The following is an 18,717-nucleotide window of genomic DNA, read 5'->3' as shown; positions in this document are numbered from 1 at the left end:
CTAGGGTCGATCAGCGCGACACCGGCCGGTGTGGCGGAATGGCAGACGCGGGGCACTCAAAATGCTCTGTCCGAAAGGGCGTGTGGGTTCGAATCCCACCACCGGCACGATAAGGGGTGGGCTCCGCTGCGGAGTCGCTCCGATAACCTCTTGGCCCTCGGTTGCGCAAGGGCGCCGCACAGATGCGCACCGTGACGGTGTTCATCGCACCCACAGTCTTAGGATGGAACCGTGACAGATCACGAAGCCGCGCCGGCGAGCGCGCCCACCGCACCCCGTCGCGTCGTCGTGGCGGAAGACGAGTCGCTGATTCGTCTCGACATCGTCGAGATCCTCCGCGATAACGGCTTCGACGTCGTCGGTGAGGCCGGTGACGGCGAGACCGCCGTCCAGCTGGCCACCGAGCTGCGCCCCGACCTGGTCATCATGGATGTCAAGATGCCGCAGCTCGACGGCATCAGCGCGGCCGAGAAGCTCAGCAAGAACCACATCGCCCCGGTCGTGCTCCTGACGGCGTTCAGCCAGAAGGAGCTCGTGGAGCGTGCGAGCGAGGCGGGCGCGCTGGCGTACGTCGTCAAGCCGTTCACGCCGAACGATCTGCTTCCCGCGATCGAGATCGCTCTGGCCCGCTACGAGCAGATCATCACGCTCGAGGCAGAGGTGGCGGACATGGTCGAGCGCTTCGAGACGCGGAAGCTCGTCGACCGCGCTAAGGGCCTGCTCAACGAGAAGATGGGGCTTTCCGAGCCCGAGGCGTTCCGCTGGATCCAGAAGGCCTCCATGGACCGTCGCCTCACCATGCAGGACGTGGCGAAGGCCATCATCGAGCAGCTCGCGCCCAAGAAGAGCTGACCCCCCGTCATTCGAAGAGGGATGCCACCGCGGTGGCATCCCTTTTTCGTTGGGCTCAGCGGGCCGGGGCGTCCTTGATCAGATTGGTGATGCGGATCGTCGAGCATCGGCGGCCCTGTTCGTCGGAGACGGCGATCTCGTGGACGGTGAGGGAGCGGCCGAGGTGGATCGGCGTGCAGACCCCCGTGACGATGCCCGAGGTCGCCGAACGAGTGTGTGTCGCGTTGATGTCGATGCCGACGGCCAGACGCCCGGCACCGGCGTACAGGTTCGCGGCCATCGAGCCCAGCGATTCTCCGAGCACGACGTAGGCGCCGCCGTGGAGCAGCCCGACGGGCTGCGTGTTGCCCTCGACCGGCATCGTGGCGACGCTGCGCTCGACCGAGAACTCGACCCACTCGATGCCCATCTTCTCGGCGAGAGCGCCCATTCCGCGCTGCTTGGCCCAGTCGAGTCCGGAGGTGGTGTCGGGGGTCGTGGAGGTCATCGTCGCCTTCGAGAAGCCGGGGCCGGGGGAGTGTCCGTGGTTCTCGTTACGCTGGACGAGTGACGGATGCCGAAAAGCCTACTCTCCTCGTCGTCGACGGCCACTCGCTGGCCTACCGGGCGTTCTACGCCCTGCCCGTCGACAACTTCTCCACGAAGGACGGCCAGCACACCAACGGCATCTACGGCTTCCTGTCGATGTTCGTGAACCTGGTGAAGGCCGAGAAGCCGACGCACCTGGCCGTCGCGTTCGACACGTCGCGACAGTCGTTCCGCACGCGCGAGTACAGCGAGTACAAGGCCAACCGCAGCGAATCCCCGATCGAGTTCAAGGGGCAGATCCCCCTGCTGCAGGACTGCCTCCGCGCCCTGAACGTGCCGGTGCTGACGAAGGAAGAGGTCGAGGCCGACGACATCCTCGCGACCCTCGCCACGGAGGCGTCGGCCGAAGGGTTCTCCGTCCTCGTCTGCTCGGGCGACCGCGACACGATTCAGCTCGTCACCGACGACATCACGCTGCTGTACCCCAATGTGCAGGGAGTTTCGCAGCTCAAGCGCTACGACACCGACGCCGTCGTCGAGAAGTACGGTCTGCCGCCGGCGCAGTACCCCGAGATCGCCGCTCTCGTCGGTGAGACGAGCGACAACCTTCCCGGCGTCCCCAAGGTCGGTGAGAAGACGGCCGTGAAGTGGCTCACCCAGTGGGGGTCGCTGGAGGCCCTCCTCGACAACGCCGACAAGATCACCGGCGTCGTGGGCAACAACCTGCGCGAGCACCTCGACGACGTCAAGCGCAACCGAGCGCTCAACCGCCTCCTGCGCGACGTCGAGCTCGAGGTCGGTCCGGCCGACCTGGCCGTGCAGCCCATCGACACGCAGGCGGTCCGCGACATCTTCGCGCGCCTCGAGTTCCGCACCCTGCTCCCGCGGGTGTTCGACGCGTTCGGGGCGGATCCCTCGGCGTCGTCCGAAGAGGCGCGCCCCACCGCGACCGCGCCCACCGCCACCGTCCTCGACGCGCCCGGTCTGGCGGCGTGGGCGGCGGATGCGGCAGGGCCGGTGGGAGTGACGCTGACCCTCGTCGGATCGCGGCCGACCCGGATCGGCCTCGCCACCGCCGACGCGGCGGCAGAAGCCGAGTGGACGGACGCGGTGCGCGATGCGCTCTCCGACTGGCTGGCATCCCGGGCGCCGAAGGTATTCGCCGCGGCGAAGCCGCAACTGAAGGCCCTGGCGCGCGAAGGCATCGTGGTCGGGGGGATCGCCGACGACGTGATCCTGGCGGGGTGGCTGGTGCGTCCGAGCTTCCCCGACAAGTCGCTCGCCGACCTCGTCGACCGTTACCTCGGCGAGAAGCTCCCCGAGGCCGATCCGACGCAACTCGTGCCCGAGACCGAGGGCGCCACCCCGGGCCAGCTCTCGTGGTACGTCCGTCGCGTCTCCGAGGCTCAGCGTGCCGACCTGCCCGACCGCGTCGCGGAGGTGCTCGACGACATCGAGCTGCCGACCCTCGAAGCCCTGGCCGACATGGAACTCGCCGGGGTCGCGGTGTCGCACGACAAGCTCGCGCAGTTCTCGGGCGAGCTCGCCGCCCGCGCCGAGGAGCTCGCGCAGCAGGCATACGCGTCGATCGGTCACGAGGTCAACCTCGGCTCGCCCAAGCAGCTGCAGGAGGTGCTGTTCGACGAGCTGCAGCTACCGAAGACCCGCAAGACCAAGAGCGGGTACACCACGGACGCCGCGGCCCTCGCCGATCTGCAGGAGAACGCGCATCATCCGTTCCTCGATCTCCTGCTCCGCCATCGCGAGGCGACCAAACTGAAGCAGATCATCGACGCTCTCGACGCGGCGATCGGATCCGACGGCCGCATCCACACGACGTACGTGCAGACCGGCAGCCAGACGGGGCGCCTGTCGAGCACCGACCCGAACCTGCAGAACATCCCGATCCGCACCGACGAGAGCCGCCGCATCCGCGCCGCCTTCGAGGTGGGCGAGGGCTACGAGACGCTGCTGACCGCGGACTACTCGCAGATCGAAATGCGCATCATGGCGCACCTCTCGGGCGACCCCGGCCTCATCGAGGCATTCAACTCCGGGGAAGACCTGCACCGCTTCGTCGGCTCGCGGGTGTTCGGCGTGGAGCCGTCCGAGGTGACGCCCGCCATGCGCACGAAGGTGAAGGCCATGTCCTACGGCCTCGTCTACGGTCTGTCGGCGTTCGGTCTGTCCAAGCAGCTGCGGATCGAACAGTCCGAAGCCAAGCAGCTCATGCTCGAGTATTTCGCCCGCTTCGGGGCGGTACGCGACTATCTGCGCGGTTCCGTCGAGCAGGCCCGACAAGACGGATACACCGAGACGATCTTCGGACGCCGGCGACCGTTCCCGGATCTCACGAGCATGAACCGCGTGCTGCGTGAGAACGCCGAGCGCGCGGCTCTCAACGCCCCCATCCAGGGCAGCGCCGCCGACATCATGAAGATCGCCCTGTTCCGCATCCGCGACGAGCTGGCATCCGCGGGTCTGCGCTCGCGTGTGCTGCTGCAGATCCATGACGAGCTCGTCGTCGAGGTGGCGGCGGGGGAGTGGGATGCCGTCGAGTCGATCGTCCGCGCGCGCATGGCGGATGCCGCCGACCTCTCGGTGCCTCTCGACGTGCAGATCGGCCGGGGCGGCGACTGGGACGAAGCAGGACACTGACAGCGGCCGACTCCCTGCCGCCGCGAGGTGCAGACGACCTCGGGCCGTGCACGCACGGTTCCGCAGCCGGGTGGTCAGGCACGCAGGCCTTCCCTGGGCTTCGGGGAACCTCTGGCCGTGCACGCGCGGTTCCGCAGCCGGGTGGTCAGGCCCTCGGGCCTTCCCTAGGCTCGACCTATGACTGATGCACAACGCACCCCCACGCCGATCGACAGGATCGCTGACGCGTGGGTGGACACTCTGGCCGAGCGTGTGCCGACGCTGGCCACCTACATCGGACGCACCGAGTACAACGACCGCTTCGGCGATTACAGCCCCGAGGGGGCGAACGAGCTCGCCGACCAGGCGCGGGCGACGAAGGCCGCCCTCGACAACGCCACTCCCGTCGACGCGATCGACGAGGTCACGCAGATGGACCTCGGGCGCGAACTCGACCTGCACCTCGAGCTGCACGCGGCCCAGACGCACCTTCGCGACGTGAACGTCATCGCGTCGCCCGCGCAAGACCTGCGGCAGGCGTTCGACCTCATGCCCACCGCGACGGTCGAGGATTGGGCGACGATCGCGGCACGCCTGAAAGCGCTGCCCGGTGCGATCGACGGCTACATCGCGACGCTGCGCGAGGGCATGTCGCGCGGTGTGGTGCCGGCGCGCCGCCAGGTCACCGAGGTCGCGACGCAGATCGCGCGCTACACCGCCGACACGGGCTTCTTCGCCGAGTTCGTCGGCGAAGCCGCACCCGAGGAGGGGCAGCTCCCCGCCTCGCTCGCCCGCGACCTCGACCAGAACGCCGGTGCCGCGCGCGTCGCGTACGACGCCCTGGCATCCTTTCTGTCGTCCGAACTCGCCCCGGTCGCCGGTGAGACCGACGGCGTCGGTCGCGAGCTGTACGCGCTGCATTCGCGCCAGTTCCTCGGCGCGACCATCGACCTCGACGAGACGTACGAGTGGGGCGTCGAGGAGCTCGCTCGCATGGTCGCCGAACAGGAGGCGATCGCCCACGAGATCCTCCCCGGCGCGAGCGTCGAGGAGGCCGTGGCGTTCCTCGAGAAGGACGAATCCCGCAAGCTGCACGGCACCGCCGCCCTACAGGAGTGGATGCAGCGCACAAGCGACCGTGCCGTCGAAGAGCTGGGACGCACCCACTTCGACATCGCCGAGCCGATCCGCCGCCTGGAGTGCATGATCGCCCCCACCAAGGAGGGCGGCATCTACTACACCGGCCCGACCGACGACTTCTCGCGCCCCGGCCGCATGTGGTGGTCGGTCCCCGAGGGCGTGGAGTCCTTCGACACCTGGCGCGAGTTGACGACCGTGTATCACGAGGGCGTTCCGGGGCACCACCTGCAGATCGCGCAAGCCGTCTACAACCGCGGAGAGTTGAACTCGTGGCGACGTCTGCTGGCGGGTACCAGCGGTCACGCCGAGGGCTGGGCGCTGTACGCCGAGCGGCTCATGGAGCAGCTGGGCTATCTCGACGACCCCGCCGACCGCCTCGGCATGCTCGACGGTCAGCGCATGCGGGCGGCGCGCGTGGTTCTCGACATCGGTGTGCACCTCGGCAAGCCGCGGCTCGACGGCGAGGGCGTCTGGGATCACGACTACGCTCTCGCCTTCATGCTGCGAAACGTCAACATGCCCGAAGAGTTCGTCCGGTTCGAGGTCAACCGTTACCTCGGGTGGCCCGGTCAGGCTCCGTCCTACAAGGTGGGTCAGCGCATCTGGGAGCAGGTGCGCGACGAGGCCCGCGAGCGCGCGGGCGCCGATTTCTCGATGAAGGCGTTCCACACGAAGGCGCTCGACATCGGCGGCGTCGGCCTGGACACGCTGCGCGCGGCGCTGGCATCCGCGTGATCCGTGTCGGGGCGTCACCGGCCGGTGGCGCCCCGATTGTCGGGAATAGCGCCGGGGGGCATAAAGTTCATTCATCCGAATGCAAGGAGACGCCATGAACGATCGCCCTCTCGAGCTCGGCCTCGACACTTTCGGAGACATCTCACGCGGCCCCGACGGGAGCCTGCAGTCCGACGCGCAGACCATCCGCAACGTCGTCGAACAAGCGGTTCTCGCCGATCAGGTGGGCCTGTCGTTCTTCGGGGTGGGGGAGCACCACCGCAAGGACTTCGCCGTCACGAGCCCCGAGATCGTGCTGGCGGCCGCCGCCGCGCGCACGACGAACATCCACCTCGGCACCGCCGTGACCGTGTTGTCGTCCGACGATCCGGTTCGCGTGTACGAACGGTTCGCCACCCTGGATGCCGTCTCGAACGGACGGGCCGAGGTGATCCTCGGCCGCGGGTCGTTCATCGAATCGTTCCCGCTGTTCGGCTACGACCTGCGGGACTACGAGCAGCTGTTCGAGGAGAAGCTCGAGCTGTTCTCCCTGCTCCTGGACGAGAAGCCCGTGACCTGGTCGGGTCAGACCCGTGCCGCGCTGCAGGACGCCGATGTTTACCCGAAGACCGAGAACGGCCTGAAGGCGTGGGTCGGGGTCGGGGGTTCTCCGGAGTCCGTGCTCCGCACCGCACGCTACGGCTACGGTCTCGTGCTGGCGATCATCGGCGGTTCCGCGGCCCGGTTCCGGCCGTTCGCCGACCTCTATCGCCGTTCCCTCGCGGAGCTCGGCAAGCCGCAGATGCCCATCTCCGTGCACTCGCCCGGTCACGTCGCCGAGACCGACCAGCAGGCGTGGGAGGAGGCGTACGAGGGCGTCGCAGAACTGAACAACACCATCGGCCGCGAACGCGGGTGGCCCGAGTACAACCGCCTGCGCTTCCAGCACGATGTCGGCCCCGAGGGCTCGATGTACATCGGTTCGCCGGAAACCGTCGCGCGGAAGATCGCCGCGACCGTCCGCGCCCTCGGCAATTCTCGCTTCCAGATGAAGATCGCCAGTGGCTCGATCTCGCACGACCGGCTGATGTCGAGCATCGAGCTGTACGGCACGCGTGTCCTCCCGCTCGTGCACGAGATGCTCGCCGAGACCGAGACGGCCGGCATCCGGTGACCACCACGACCGACGTCGCGCGCATCGCGGACCGCCTCGACGCCCTGCCCTTCACCCGGCGCCATGCGCGGGTGCTGGGCGGGTCGGGTCTGGGCTGGGCCCTGGATGCCATGGACGTCGGCCTCATCTCCTTCGTCATCGCCGCCCTCGCGGCTCAATGGCAGCTCGCTCCGACGGAAGCCTCGTGGATCGCGTCGGCGGGTTTCGCCGGCATGGCCATCGGCGCGAGCCTCGGCGGCCTGTTGGCCGATCGCTTCGGTCGTCGCCACGTGTTCGCCCTGACGCTCCTCGTCTACGGCCTCGCCACCGGCGCGAGCGCGCTCGTCGGGGGGCTGGCGGCGCTGCTCGTCCTGCGGTTCGTCGTCGGTCTCGGGCTCGGCGCCGAGCTTCCCGTCGCGTCGACCTACGTGAGCGAGTTCGCCCCCGCCCGCATGCGCGGACGCCTCATCGTGATCCTCGAGGCGTTCTGGGCCGTGGGGTGGACCGCCGCGGCCGTGATCGGTTACCTCGTCGTGCCGACCTCCGCCGACGGCTGGCGGTGGGCCTTCGCGCTGGGCGCCATTCCCGCCGTGTACGCCCTCATCGTGCGATGGGGGCTGCCCGAGTCGCCGCGCTGGCTGGCGAGCCGGGGGAGGGATGCCGAAGCCTCGGCCATCGTGCGGGATTTCGAAGCCGCGGCGGGCCGGGTGTCGCTCTCTCCCGCCCCGGCCATCGAGGAGCGCGCGGGGCAGGTGCAGCGCACCCGCGTGCGCGACCTGTGGGCACCGCGCCTGCGCGCGCGAACGGCCGCCCTCTGGGTGCTGTGGTTCTGCGTGAACTTCTCGTACTACGGCGCGTTCATCTGGATTCCGACGATCCTCGTGTCGCAGGGGTACGACCTCGTGCGGTCGTTCGGCTTCACGCTCGTCATCACCCTGGCGCAGCTACCCGGGTATGCCGTTGCGGCGTGGCTCATCGAAGCGTGGGGACGCCGTGCGACGCTCGCCGCGTTCCTCGCCGGCTCGGCCGTGGCCGCGGTGTTCTTCGGCACCGCTTCGGGCGAGGCTGCTGTGATCGCCGCGGGCATGGCACTGTCGTTCTTCAACCTCGGCGCCTGGGGGGCGCTGTACGCGGCGACCCCCGAGACCTACCCCACCCCTCTCCGCGCCACGGGATCGGGGTGGGCGGCCGGCGTCGGCCGCATCGCGTCGATCGTCGCCCCCCTGAGCGTGCCCCCTCTGCTGGGGCTGGGTGGCGCGCCGCTGCTCTTCATCGTGTTCGCGGCGTTCTTCGCTGTCGCGGTCGTGGCGGCGCTGTTCCTCCGCGAACAGCGCGGCCGCGCCCTCGCGGAGCGCTGACATCCGGCCACCGACCCGCCGCCTTGGCCAGCCCGCGCCCCCGTACCGGGGCCGGTACGGGGGCGCGAATCGTGCACTGGGGCGGGCATAGAGCGCCCCGGTGCACGATCCGCGCCCCGACACGCAGTGCGCTCGCGCGGCCCGCGTAGGCTGAGCGGATGGCATCCGTACGCTATGTCGCGCTCGGCGACTCGTTCACCGAAGGCGTCGGCGATGAGCTGCCCGACGGCACCGTTCGCGGCTGGGCCGATCTCGCAGCCCAGGGATGGGCGGATGCCGCGGGCGAGCCCATTCAGTACGCCAACCTCGCGATCCGCGGGAAGCTCATTCGGCCCATCGTCGAGGAGCAGCTGGAACCCGCCCTTGCGCTGAAGCCCACGCACCTGTCGTTCAACGGCGGCGGCAACGACATGCTGCGTCCTCGGACGGGAATCGACGGAATCGTCGACATCTTCGACCACGTGGTGCGCCGGTGCGACGAGGAGGGCGTGCAGCTCATCGTGCTCTCGGGCGCGAATCCGTCGGCGGGCCTGCCGTTCGGCCGGGTCGTCCAGGGCCGCGGCGATCGCCTGTCGTACGCCGTCGAGGAGCGTCTGCGTGCTCGGCCCGACGTGATCACGGCGTACAACTGGTTCGATCGCGAGCTGGCGGGGCCGGAGTTCTGGTCGGTCGACCGGCTACACATGAACGCCCGCGGACACCATCGTGTCGCCGCGCGCGTGCTGCAGTCGGTGGGTCACGAAGCGCCGGGGGAGTGGTGGAACCTCCCCGAGATCCCGGAGATCCAACGGTTGAAGGGCACGGCCTACTATCGCGAACACGTGGCCCCGTGGGTGCGTCGCCGTCTCACGGGCACCTCATCGGGCGACGGCCGCGCCGCCAAGTTCGGTGGCGGCTGGGTGGAGCTGACCCCGCTTCAGGACGGCGAGTTCCCCGGGGACGCGGGCCGGAGCGCGTAGACGAGCTCAGCGAATTGACCCGCACGCTTCGCATCGAGGAGCGTCAACCGCTCGGGTCCGAGGACGCGGGGCATGAGCGGCTTTCCCGAACCCAAAGTGGCCGGAGCGATCGAGAGACGGATCTCGTCGAGGAGATCCGCGTCGGCGAACTGACCGGCCAGGTCGCCGCCACCGACAATCCAGACGTCAGCGTTCTCCGCCGCCTTTCGGATCTCGTCCCACTGCTCGTCCACGCTCCCCGCCACCATTCGGATGTCGGCCCCATGGACGAGCTCGCGAGGACGAGAGGAGAAGACGAATGACGGTCGCCGGCCGTAGAGCTGTTGCCAACGTTCCGGCTCATCGTGAAGATTCTCGTTGCGAACCAGCCACTCGTACGTCGACGAGCCCATCACGAGCACACCGACGCCGTCGAGAAATGACCCGAAGGCGACCTCGGCCTCGGCGCTGCCTGGCGTGGCAAACAGCCAATCGAGGGAGTCCTCCTCTGTCGCGAGAAATCCGTCGACGGTCGTGGCGGTGTGGAAGATCACTCGAGTCATAGACGGACGATATCGACGACCTCCGACATCGATGCGCGCGACGAATGGGCCGCACTTAGCTCAACGCCTATTGAGGTAGTATCGCCGCTGTGGAGGGATGCCACCAATGTGAGCGCCTGCCACGCCGAAGGCGATGCACCCGAACGCGAAGGAGAATTATGTCTCGTCCCACCGTCCTGTTCGTCTGTGTCCACAACGCCGGCCGGTCGCAGATGGCCGCGGGGTATCTGGAACACCTCGCCGGAGACCGCATCGAGGTGCTCTCGGCCGGCTCCGAGCCGAAGGACCAGATCAACCCCGTCGCGATCGAGGTGATGGCCGAGGAGGGCATCGACATCGCGGGGAACACCCCCAAGATCCTCACCGTCGAAGCGGTCCGCGAGTCCGACGTCGTCATCACGATGGGCTGCGGCGACGCGTGCCCGATCTTCCCCGGGAAGCGCTACGAGGACTGGCAGCTCGACGACCCCGCCGGGCAGGGTGCGGACTCCGTGCGCCGCATCCGAGACGAGATCCGGGGTCGCGTGGAGGCGCTGATCGGAGAGCTCGCTCCGGTGTGACCGCCGCCGGGGAGGCCCGCCCGTCGAGCGCGGCGGCACGCCCGTCGACGAGGCCGAGCAGGGCCGCGAGCCAGGTCAGGCGCGGCAGCGAGCGTCCCGCGATCACACGTCCTTCGTGATCGAGTACTGGCGTTCGATGCCCGCCGTCACTCGACCCCACAGGCTTTGCGAAACCCGCCGTTGGTGGCGGTCGAACGCGTCGTCGTCGGCGAAGAGCTCTTCGACCCACCAGACGAGGGTGTCGTCCGTCTGCGCGACCACGAATCGAAGGCATCCGGGCTCTGCTCGCGTGAGTTCGACGTGTGCGGGCAGGTGACTGCGGACGATCTCCGCTTCTTGCGGCGTGGCACAGACGAGGCGGCCCCTCACGCGGACGGTGCTCATCTGAAGAGACTAGGCCCTACCCATGCCGCACGCGGAAACCGCCCTCAGCCGATGCGTGGGCCTCCGGAGAGCCCGCTGAGGCTCGTCATCGCAGTCGTCTCCAGCACCGCAATGTCCTCCAGCAGTCGGCTCGCTTTCGAAAGATGCGCTCGGTCATTCGTGACGCCGGACTTCTCGATGAGCTGCGCGACCATCGTCCACAGCAGAGCGGACTGGGCGAACAGGTCCCGCCCGTGGAAGACGAGCTCGGCCTCTCGCCGGTCATCGATGAGCTCGGTGCACTCCGTGAGGAAGTCGCGGTAGAGATTGCGAAACAACGCACCTCCCGTGCCCGCGCGTTCCATCATGAGGGCGATGAGGGGGAGGTCGCGACCCGGGTCCTCGATGCGGTCGAGCCACGCCGTGACGCGCTTCGCTGCGGTGCGAATTCCCTTGCTTCCGATGTTGCTGATGGGCGGTGCCAGGAAATCCTCGGCGCACGAGGTGATGGCCGAGATGATCGCGGGAAGGAGATGCGTGTGGTCCGCCAACGGGGCCGGGGCCTCCACGGTGAACGATCGATGGCGGGCCGACATGGGGCCGCGCGCTGCTCGCGCCTTGGCCAAGCTTTCCAGGCTCGTCGAAACGGCTCCACCTTGCTGGGCAGTGTCGACAAGGTATGCCCGGTCTTCGTCGTAACCGTACAAGGCGACGATGTGACCAGCGAAGTGCACGCGTGAACCGAAGTACTCCAAGTCGAAACTGTCGAGTTGGAGACCTACCGGGATGCCTTCGTCGATCCGGGAGCGCACCTGCTCCCACGCCTTCCGCGGGGAAGTGGTTTCTTGCACACGCAGGCCGAGCCCCAGCCTCCGCGCGATGTTCTCGGTGAGAGTGAAGGGCTTCACCCTGCCCCCGAGGAAAGGGAATTCCTGCTGCTTCGAGTCCCAGTAGATGAAAGACAGTCCGCTGCCGATCCCGAAGAGCATCGGTTCGGACAGTGCCACGCCGACGTGATGGAGAAGGACCCCGAGCGCCGTCGTCTCGCAGTGGGTGCCGCCGGCCGTGGGAATGTCGTCAATGAGCATTGGGGTCTTCACGGGGCACCTGGACTCGCGCGGCGAGCCACGACCTTTCTGCCTCGAGCAGGCTCAGGGAGTAGGAGAACACCTCACGCGCCGCTCGGGGGAGGGGTGACTGCCTCGCCTCTGCCTCTGTCACGGAGGAAATCCTCGCCTCGAGGAGCTGCAGCCTGTCCTGCAACGCACGGACGTAATCGTGCTCGGGCACGAGGGACGAGTTGGCCAGCCCGACGAGAAACGGGTGAGCAACCGTTTGCAGCTCCGAGAGGAAAGCGGCAGTCTCGGCCGCTGCGACCTCGTGCCCTGCTGCGGTCGCGCGGAAGACCCGCCGCGACTTCGCGCCGGCACGGGCCGCATCAGTCTCGACGAGGCCACGCCTTTCGAGCTTGGCGATGACGTAGTAGATGGAGGAGAACCCGATGTCCGTCCATTTTCGAACGCCGCGCTTCTCAATGACCCGTTCCAGGTCGTAGCCGTGCCGAGGCTGCTCGACGATCAGTCCGAGGATCGTCAACTCCGCGGGAGTCAATTGCGGAGCAGCTTGGTTCGACGATGTCACGACCACGCGGCTATTCTAGCGTCAGAATACAACGGGGCGGTAGGGGACCGCTTCACAGCCGTGGCGACGGCGACCCTCAGGAGTCACCGGTCGAGTCCGCGATGTGACGTGAGTCCGCGGCCGCAGGGGGGTCAGACGAGCAGTTTTGTGCGGCGTCGCTCGAGGAGGGTCATGCCCTGGCGCTCGTCGAGCTTGACGGCGCCGTCCTCGATCCATCCGAGACGTTCGTAGAACGTCGCGGCGCGGTCGTTGCCGTCGAGGACCCACAGGTAGGCAGATGTGAACCCGCCCTGCCGGAGGGCGGTCTCGGCGGCCGAGATCAACGCATGCCCGACGCCGGTCGAAAACTCGTCAGGGCGTGCGTAGAGCCCCCAGAGCTCACCCTGCCCGGAGGCCTCCGCGTCCCGGCCGGGTCCGAAAGAAGCCCATCCGACGATCGCGCCGTCGCGGTCGGCCACGATCGTGCGGCCCGTCGCGTGCGAGTCGTCCAGGATCCGGCGCCATCCTTCTTCGCGCTGCTCGATCGACAACCCATCGAGCACGTCGTCGGGCATGAGACCCCGGTATGCGGTCTGCCATGACGTGACGTGCACGACGGCGATGCCGTGCGCGTCGTCGACGGCGGCGGCCCGGATCTGCAGCGCGTGTCTCACACCACCTGTTGCTATCACATCGGCCGCCACCGCACTGCGACATGGGGGTGGGGATTGCTCACCGCGCGGAGCGCACGAGAGCGCAGAGCACGGTCGCTCGCTTCCAAACTGACATAATGCACATTATCGGCTTACGTTCAACCGCGCCGAGACTCGATCGCCGGAGCGGATGCCGCCCGGTCGACCGCCGATCGCAACCCTCGGCGTCGAAGGATCCACCGAGCACCACGAGCTCCGCGATGCCAGGATGAGCGCGTGGATCAGAGGACACGATGAGGATCGCGATCGCCGGCGCGACCGGAACGATCGGCCGGCACGTTCATGCCGTTGCAGCGGCGCGCGGCCACGACGTCGTGTCGATCTCACGCGCCGCCGGGCATGACCTCACGCGGGATGATCTCGTCGAAGCGCTCACGGGCGTCGACGGCGTGATCGACGTCGTCAGCATTTCTACGCTGTCGCGCGGCCGCGCGACCTCGTTCTTCGAGACCACATGCGGCGGATCCAGCGCGATGGAACGGCTGCCGGCGTACGGCACCTCGTGGCGCTGTCCATCGTCGGCATCGATGGCGTGGACTCCGGCTACTACGGAGCGAAGCTCGCGCACGAACGCCAGGTGACCTCGGGCGATCTGCCGTTCACGCTGCTGCGCGCGTCGCAGTTCCACGAGTTCGCGGAGCAGACCGTCTCGCAGGGACGGCTGGGGCCCCTGGCGATCGTGCCGAGGGCTCTCCTCCGACCCGTGGCCGCCCGCGAGGTCGCCGAGCACCTCGTCGACCTGGCCGAGGGCGCTCCGCGAGGGCGGGTCGACGACCTCGTCGGACCACGAGACGAACGGCTCATCGACATGGTCCGCGCGCTCCTCGCCCACGACGGCAGGTCGCTGCCGACATGGGAGGTTCGCCTCCCCGGAGCCATGGGCGCGGCGATGGCATCCGGCCGCCTCCGTGGGAACACGGACGCGCGTCGCGGCACGCTCTCCTACGCGGACTGGCTCCGGCAGCGCGACTCGCGCGCATGAGGGCGGGATGCCTGGGCCGCATCCCGGGCTAGGCTCGCCTCGATGGAATCGCGACGTCGCTCCCGCGACTCGCGGGCCTGCCCCGAGGTGCTCCGATGAGCGGCATCCTCACCGGGTTCGCCGTCATCGGCCTCGCCGTCATCGTCGGCTACGTCATCGCGCGCATCGACCTGCTCGGCCCGCACGCGCGTCCGGTGCTCAGTCGACTGACCTTCTTCGTCCTGTCGCCGTTCCTGCTCTTCGTGGTGCTCGCCCGGGCCGACGTGAAGACGCTGTTCTCCGCGCTGCTGCCGGTGTCGATGCTCACCGCGGCCGTGATCATCGTGGGGTACGCGCTGATCTCGTGGCTTGTGCTGCGCCGTCGCACGGCCGAAACGGTCATCGGCGCGCTGTCGGCGGGCCAGGTCAACAGCAACAACATCGGCATCCCGATCTCGCTCTACATGCTCGGCAACGCGGCGTACTCGGCACCGGTGATCCTCTTCCAGTTGCTCGTGCTCATGCCCATCGCTCTGGCGATCCTGGATGCCGCGACCTCGGGCTCGCGCTCCCCGCGACGCATCCTCACGCAGACGGCGAAGAACCCGATGCTCATCGGATCTGCGCTCGGTGTGCTCGTGGCGGTGCTCGACGTCGATCTGCCGCCCATCGTGATGGACCCGCTCGCGTTCTTCGCCGCGGCGTGCGTTCCGATCCTGCTGATGACGTACGGGATGTCGCTGTACGGACAGCGCGTGCTGACCGAGCCGGGACGCCGGATCGACGTCGTCCTGGCGGCGACGTTGAAGCTCGTCGTCATGCCCGCCGTCGCGTGGGGTATCGCCGTGGCGTTCGCGTTGCCACCCGATCAGGTGTTCGTCGTCGTGGTCTTGGCAGCGCTCCCCACCGCGCAGAACGTGTTCAACTTCGCGCAGAGGTACGGCGTCGGCGAGATCCTGGCGCGCGATGTGGTGTTCCTGTCGACGCTGGGCTGCCTTCCGGCGCTGTTCGGAATCGCCCTGCTGCTGGGCTGATGCCGCTCCCCCACAACCTTCATCAGAAGGTCTAAGGTGGGCGTCGAAGCTCCCAGCGTTCACACAGGAAGGCTCGCCATGACCACCACCACCCCGTCCAGCTCGCCCGCGGTCCGCGCTGTGCGCACGGCCCTGGCCGTCAGCGGCGTCGTTTCTCTCATCGTGGGTCTGTTGATCCTGCTGTGGCCCGGACGCACCGCCCAGGTCGCCGTCGGCATCATCGCCGTCTACGTCATCGTCGCCGGCCTGGTCAACATCGGGATCGGGATCTTCTTCCGATCCGGCTGGGCCCGCATCGGCTACATCGTGCTGGGGCTGCTCTTCATCGTGGCCGGCATCTTCTCGTTCGCCAACCTGCCCGCGGCGACGGCCTGGTTCGGCGTCTTCGTGGGCACCCTCGTCGGCATCCTGTGGATCATTGAGGGCGTGGTCTCGCTCACGACGCTCAGCCACGGTTCGGGGCGCGGCTGGACGATCTTCTTCGCGATCATCAGCATCGTCGCGGGCATCGTGCTGCTGTTCTCTCCCCTTCTCGGGGCCGTGACGCTCTTCATCCTGCTGGGTGCTTCGCTCGTCGTCCTGGGAGTGTTCCAAATCGTGCGAGCGATCCAGTTCGCAAAGACCGCCTAGCGGCGCGAACTTCACAGGGGCCCTGGATGCCACGGCATCCGGGCCCCTCTGTCGTTCATGTGACCGGAAGGTGACGCCCCCACCACTCCACCACCGCGTCGAACCGCTGAACGCGATGACGGGGGCGTCCGGCACGGGTGAGCTCGTGGTCCTCGCCGGGAAAGACCAGCATCTCCGTCGCGACGCCGTTCTCCTTCAACGCCGCGTAGTAACGCGTCGCCTGTTCGAGCGGACAGCGGAGATCGAGCTCCGAGTGCAGCACGAGCGTCGGCGTTCGCACCCGGTCGACGACGGCCATCGGGCTCTGCGCGGCAATCCGCTCGGGATCCGTGCCGACGTACTCCTGCCCGAAGAACGAGCCGATGTCGCTCGAGCCCGGAAAGGCGACCGGGTCGAGGAACCCGCGCTCGACGATCGCCGCCGCGAATCGATGATCGTGCGCGATGATCCACGCCGTCATGTAGCCGCCGTACGAACCTCCCATGACACCGACTCGGTCGGCATCCAGTCGCGCATCCGACGCCACCACGCCGTCGAAGAAATCGATGACGTCGAAGAAGTCGAGCGTTCCCATGGCGTGACGGATGACCCGACCGTGGGCGCGGCCGTAGCCCGCACTCCCCCGCGGATTGCTGTACACGACGGCGTACCCCGCATCGACGAGCACCTGGGTCTCATCGAACAGGTGCACCCCGTACGACGCGTACGGTCCGCCGTGGATCTGCAGGATGACGGGGAACGGCCCCTCCCCCTCCGGCACAGCGACCCAGCCGTGCACGGGATATCCGTCGCGGCCGGCGACGTCGCGCTCTTCGGGAACGACGATGCCCCGGTCGCGCGCACGCGCCCCGTGGGCGGTCAGTCGCCGCGGCTGGGCATCGCCGTCGACCATCACCAGTTCGCCGAAAGATGTCGGCGAGGCGATGGATGCCACCACGCGGTTCCCGGCGACGGCATGACCGGTCACCTCGACGTCTCCGCCCAGGACTTCCGTCGCCGCTCCCCCGCGGGTCACGCGCACGAGACGGACACGTCCGCGCGCGCGATCCTGCACGAGGACGTCGTCGCCGCAGACGGAGAGGTGCGAGCCGACCTCGCCGAGGTCCGTCGTCTCAGGGTCGGTGAGAGCGACCGGCCCCCGCTCCGTGACGAGCCACAGCGCCGTGCCCGGCGCGACGAAATCGACGCCGGAGGAGCCGACGTCGTATCCCCGGAGGAAGACCGCTCCGTCCGTCGCGACGGCGACCTCGTCGACCGCGAGGTTCGCGGTGCGGGCCAGGACCTCCCGCTGCCCCGGCGCGTCGACCGACACGGCGACCACGCGCGAGCGCAGATCTCGCGCGCGATCCTCGATCTCGTCCGGCACGCTGAGAAGCTCGCGGCCGTCCTCCGTCCACACCACGCCCGCCCAGCTCGCCACGCCCTCGGTGATCTGCTGCGGCACCGCGGCGACGACCTGTCGTTCGGGTGCCGCCGCATCCGGGGCGGGCTCGTAGAACGGTTCCGCGTCGACCGCGGGGGCGTCCACGACGAACAGATGGGTGGGGCGGTCGAGGTACCCCTGCCCGTTCGCGTGCCACCGGATGCCGGTGATCCGGCGCGGCGGCTCGGCCGCGGCATCCCTCCCCTCGACCGTGCCGTAGCGGCCGGGCTCGACGACACGGGCGGTGAAGGCCAGACGCGTCCCGTCCGGCGACCACGCGAGATCGGTCACGCCCCCGGGTTGGTCGGTGACCTGCACCGGCTCACCGCCCGCGGCGGATACGACGAAGAGCTGCGCCCGGCCGCGCCCGTCGGCGCGGATGAAAGCGACGGTCTCGTCGTCGGGCGACAACCGCGGGGTGTGGTCGGCGACGCCGCGGGTGATCCGCCGCGGCGCGCCGTCGGGCAGGTCCACGCGCCACAGCTGACCGACGGCCCGGTCGGCGGCGATGTCCGGACGCGAGGTGGCGTACACGGCGAACCCGCCGTCGGACGAGAGCGCGGGGCGCCCGACCGACACGAGAGACTCGATGTCGTGGGCGCGCACGCTCACTCGCCCCCGAACGAGTCCGTGTCTCCCACGAGGCGCGTGTGGTCGGCGGGCACCGGGTCGAGGGCGGCGCGGGCGACCTCGGCAGCGAACTCGGCGACGTTGTAGAGCTTGCCGGCGTCCTCGCGGCGGGCCGCGATCGCCCCGGGGTTGGCCCGCTCGAGCAGCGTCGCGGTGATCGTGCCCTCGATCATGTCGCCGGAGACGACGGTGAACCCGATCCCGCGCTCCTCGAGGGCCGGGATGCGCTCACGCAGAGCGTCCTCGCCGGCGCGCTTGGAGAGCGCGACGGGCTCGTACTCCGGCATCGTCGGCGTCGTGCGGATGAAGTGCGCCTGGTGGCTCGTGACGAACACGACCCGCGAGCCCTCCCGCAGCAGGGGCAGCGCGGTCTCGAGCACGTTGACCTGCGCGTCGCGGTTGAGCTTCAGGGCGTAATCCTCGGCCATACCCGACTCCATACCGCCCGAGGCGTTGAGCACGAGCACGTCGAGACCGCCGAACGTGCGCTCGACCTCGTCGAACATCGCCTGCACCGACGCGGGGTCGGTGAGGTCGGCGCCGACCACGAGCGCCTCGACGCCCAGCTCGCGCAGCTCAGCGGCGAGCTTCTCGGCGCGGGGGGCCTTGTTGCGGAAGTTGATGACGACGTTCGCGCCGGCCTCCGCGAAGTATCGAACCGTGTCGGCGCCGATACCGCGCGATGAGCCGGTGACGAGCGCAGTCTTGCCGCTCAGGGAGCCGGACGGGAGGGTCTGAGACACGGGAACTCCTGATGGTTCGAGATCGGATGCCGCGCGGCGACGGGGGCCGGGGCGACCTCCCCAGCCTACCGAGCCGCACCAGGGATGCCCGGAGCGGTGGAACGTCGCCGCCACCCGCTCGACCGGCGTGCGTGCTACGTTCGCCCGCGGAGGCCCC

General features: G+C 68.8%; 19 protein-coding genes and 1 tRNA gene. 12 read left to right on the top strand and 8 right to left on the bottom strand.

The genetic code is table 11. The features are described from left to right. Positions 1 to 24 precede the first annotated feature (24 nt). A tRNA-Leu gene (locus P5G46_RS00585) sits at positions 25 to 107 on the top strand. Between the two features lie 124 nt (positions 108 to 231). Further along, positions 232 to 852 carry an ANTAR domain-containing response regulator gene (locus P5G46_RS00580; RefSeq protein WP_239276130.1) on the top strand — a complete coding sequence of 207 codons (621 nt, stop codon included), beginning with the start codon at positions 232 to 234 and terminating at the stop codon, positions 850 to 852. 55 nt (positions 853 to 907) lie between these two features. Here P5G46_RS00580 and P5G46_RS00575 read toward each other — a convergent pair whose 3' ends face one another. After that, the gene (locus P5G46_RS00575) at positions 908 to 1,339 is read right to left on the bottom strand and encodes a hotdog fold thioesterase (protein ID WP_239276131.1); all 432 of its coding nucleotides are present in this window, start codon (positions 1,337 to 1,339) and stop codon (positions 908 to 910) included. Between the two features lie 59 nt (positions 1,340 to 1,398). Here P5G46_RS00575 and polA point away from each other — a divergent pair, with 59 nt between their 5' ends. From polA to P5G46_RS00550, 5 genes are all read left to right on the top strand, one after another. Then, complete coding sequence (polA, locus tag P5G46_RS00570; RefSeq protein ID WP_408904717.1) at positions 1,399 to 4,038, top strand: DNA polymerase I; 2,640 nt, start codon at positions 1,399 to 1,401, stop codon at positions 4,036 to 4,038. Positions 4,039 to 4,215: 177 nt separating this feature from the next. Continuing rightward, positions 4,216 to 5,892, top strand: coding sequence for a DUF885 domain-containing protein (locus P5G46_RS00565; RefSeq protein ID WP_239276133.1), 1,677 nt, complete (start codon positions 4,216 to 4,218; stop codon positions 5,890 to 5,892). Positions 5,893 to 5,986: 94 nt separating this feature from the next. Then, positions 5,987 to 7,045 (top strand): LLM class flavin-dependent oxidoreductase, encoded by a 1,059-nt coding sequence (locus tag P5G46_RS00560; RefSeq protein ID WP_239276134.1) that lies wholly within the window; start codon positions 5,987 to 5,989, stop codon positions 7,043 to 7,045. Then, complete coding sequence (locus P5G46_RS00555) at positions 7,042 to 8,382, top strand: MFS transporter (RefSeq protein WP_239276135.1); 1,341 nt, start codon at positions 7,042 to 7,044, stop codon at positions 8,380 to 8,382. The genes P5G46_RS00560 and P5G46_RS00555 overlap by 4 nt, the downstream gene beginning before the upstream one ends. Before the next feature lie 158 nt (positions 8,383 to 8,540). Then, a complete protein-coding gene (locus tag P5G46_RS00550; RefSeq protein ID WP_239276136.1) occupies positions 8,541 to 9,341 on the top strand; it encodes an SGNH/GDSL hydrolase family protein in 801 nt (266 codons plus the stop codon). Here P5G46_RS00550 and P5G46_RS00545 read toward each other — a convergent pair. Continuing rightward, complete coding sequence (locus P5G46_RS00545) at positions 9,299 to 9,883, bottom strand: dihydrofolate reductase family protein (protein WP_239276137.1); 585 nt, start codon at positions 9,881 to 9,883, stop codon at positions 9,299 to 9,301. The genes P5G46_RS00550 and P5G46_RS00545 overlap by 43 nt on opposite strands. Positions 9,884 to 10,041: 158 nt before the next feature. Between P5G46_RS00545 and P5G46_RS00540 the strand changes: the two genes are divergently transcribed. Beyond that, positions 10,042 to 10,443 (top strand): arsenate reductase ArsC, encoded by a 402-nt coding sequence (locus P5G46_RS00540; protein ID WP_375095645.1) that lies wholly within the window; start codon positions 10,042 to 10,044, stop codon positions 10,441 to 10,443. A 102-nt stretch (positions 10,444 to 10,545) separates the two neighbouring features. On the opposite strand, the gene P5G46_RS00535 is transcribed toward P5G46_RS00540, so the two are convergent. The 4 genes from P5G46_RS00535 to P5G46_RS00520 form a co-directional block, all read right to left on the bottom strand. After that, the gene (locus tag P5G46_RS00535) at positions 10,546 to 10,827 is read right to left on the bottom strand and encodes a putative quinol monooxygenase (protein WP_239276139.1); all 282 of its coding nucleotides are present in this window, start codon (positions 10,825 to 10,827) and stop codon (positions 10,546 to 10,548) included. A 44-nt stretch (positions 10,828 to 10,871) separates the two neighbouring features. After that, a complete protein-coding gene (locus tag P5G46_RS00530) occupies positions 10,872 to 11,894 on the bottom strand; it encodes a BtrH N-terminal domain-containing protein (RefSeq protein WP_239276140.1) in 1,023 nt (340 codons plus the stop codon). Next, positions 11,884 to 12,453 carry a PadR family transcriptional regulator gene (locus P5G46_RS00525; protein ID WP_375095646.1) on the bottom strand — a complete coding sequence of 190 codons (570 nt, stop codon included), beginning with the start codon at positions 12,451 to 12,453 and terminating at the stop codon, positions 11,884 to 11,886. Before P5G46_RS00525 ends, P5G46_RS00530 begins: the two co-directional genes overlap by 11 nt. Before the next feature lie 125 nt (positions 12,454 to 12,578). Beyond that, positions 12,579 to 13,100: a GNAT family N-acetyltransferase gene (locus P5G46_RS00520; RefSeq protein ID WP_239276142.1), complete on the bottom strand. Its 522-nt coding sequence runs from the start codon at positions 13,098 to 13,100 to the stop codon at positions 12,579 to 12,581. Between the two features lie 272 nt (positions 13,101 to 13,372). On the opposite strand from P5G46_RS00520, the gene P5G46_RS00515 reads away from it, so the two are divergent. The 4 genes from P5G46_RS00515 to P5G46_RS00500 all read left to right on the top strand — a co-directional run bounded on the left by P5G46_RS00515 (position 13,373) and on the right by P5G46_RS00500 (position 15,764). Then, positions 13,373 to 13,720, top strand: a complete 348-nt coding sequence (locus P5G46_RS00515) for an NAD-dependent epimerase/dehydratase family protein (RefSeq protein WP_408904716.1) — start codon at positions 13,373 to 13,375, stop codon at positions 13,718 to 13,720. Next, positions 13,642 to 14,121 carry an SDR family oxidoreductase gene (locus P5G46_RS00510; RefSeq protein ID WP_408904715.1) on the top strand — a complete coding sequence of 160 codons (480 nt, stop codon included), beginning with the start codon at positions 13,642 to 13,644 and terminating at the stop codon, positions 14,119 to 14,121. The genes P5G46_RS00515 and P5G46_RS00510 overlap by 79 nt, the downstream gene beginning before the upstream one ends. Before the next feature lie 95 nt (positions 14,122 to 14,216). After that, positions 14,217 to 15,134, top strand: a complete 918-nt coding sequence (locus P5G46_RS00505; protein WP_239276144.1) for an AEC family transporter — start codon at positions 14,217 to 14,219, stop codon at positions 15,132 to 15,134. Between the two features lie 78 nt (positions 15,135 to 15,212). After that, positions 15,213 to 15,764 carry an HdeD family acid-resistance protein gene (locus tag P5G46_RS00500; protein ID WP_239276145.1) on the top strand — a complete coding sequence of 184 codons (552 nt, stop codon included), beginning with the start codon at positions 15,213 to 15,215 and terminating at the stop codon, positions 15,762 to 15,764. A gap of 55 nt (positions 15,765 to 15,819) precedes the next feature. Here P5G46_RS00500 and P5G46_RS00495 read toward each other — a convergent pair whose 3' ends face one another. Beyond that, a complete protein-coding gene (locus P5G46_RS00495) occupies positions 15,820 to 17,793 on the bottom strand; it encodes a S9 family peptidase (RefSeq protein WP_375095711.1) in 1,974 nt (657 codons plus the stop codon). Between the two features lie 2 nt (positions 17,794 to 17,795). Further along, entirely contained in the window at positions 17,796 to 18,560 is a 765-nt protein-coding gene (locus tag P5G46_RS00490; RefSeq protein ID WP_239276146.1) for an SDR family oxidoreductase, read from the bottom strand. Positions 18,561 to 18,717: the final 157 nt, after the last annotated feature.

The sequence above is a fragment of the Microbacterium mcarthurae genome (assembly GCF_046064585.1).
GTDB classification, from domain to species: Bacteria; Actinomycetota; Actinomycetes; order Actinomycetales; family Microbacteriaceae; genus Microbacterium; species Microbacterium mcarthurae.
The sequence above is the reverse complement of the archived record's forward strand: the minus strand, read 5'-3'. Positions and strand labels throughout refer to the sequence as shown.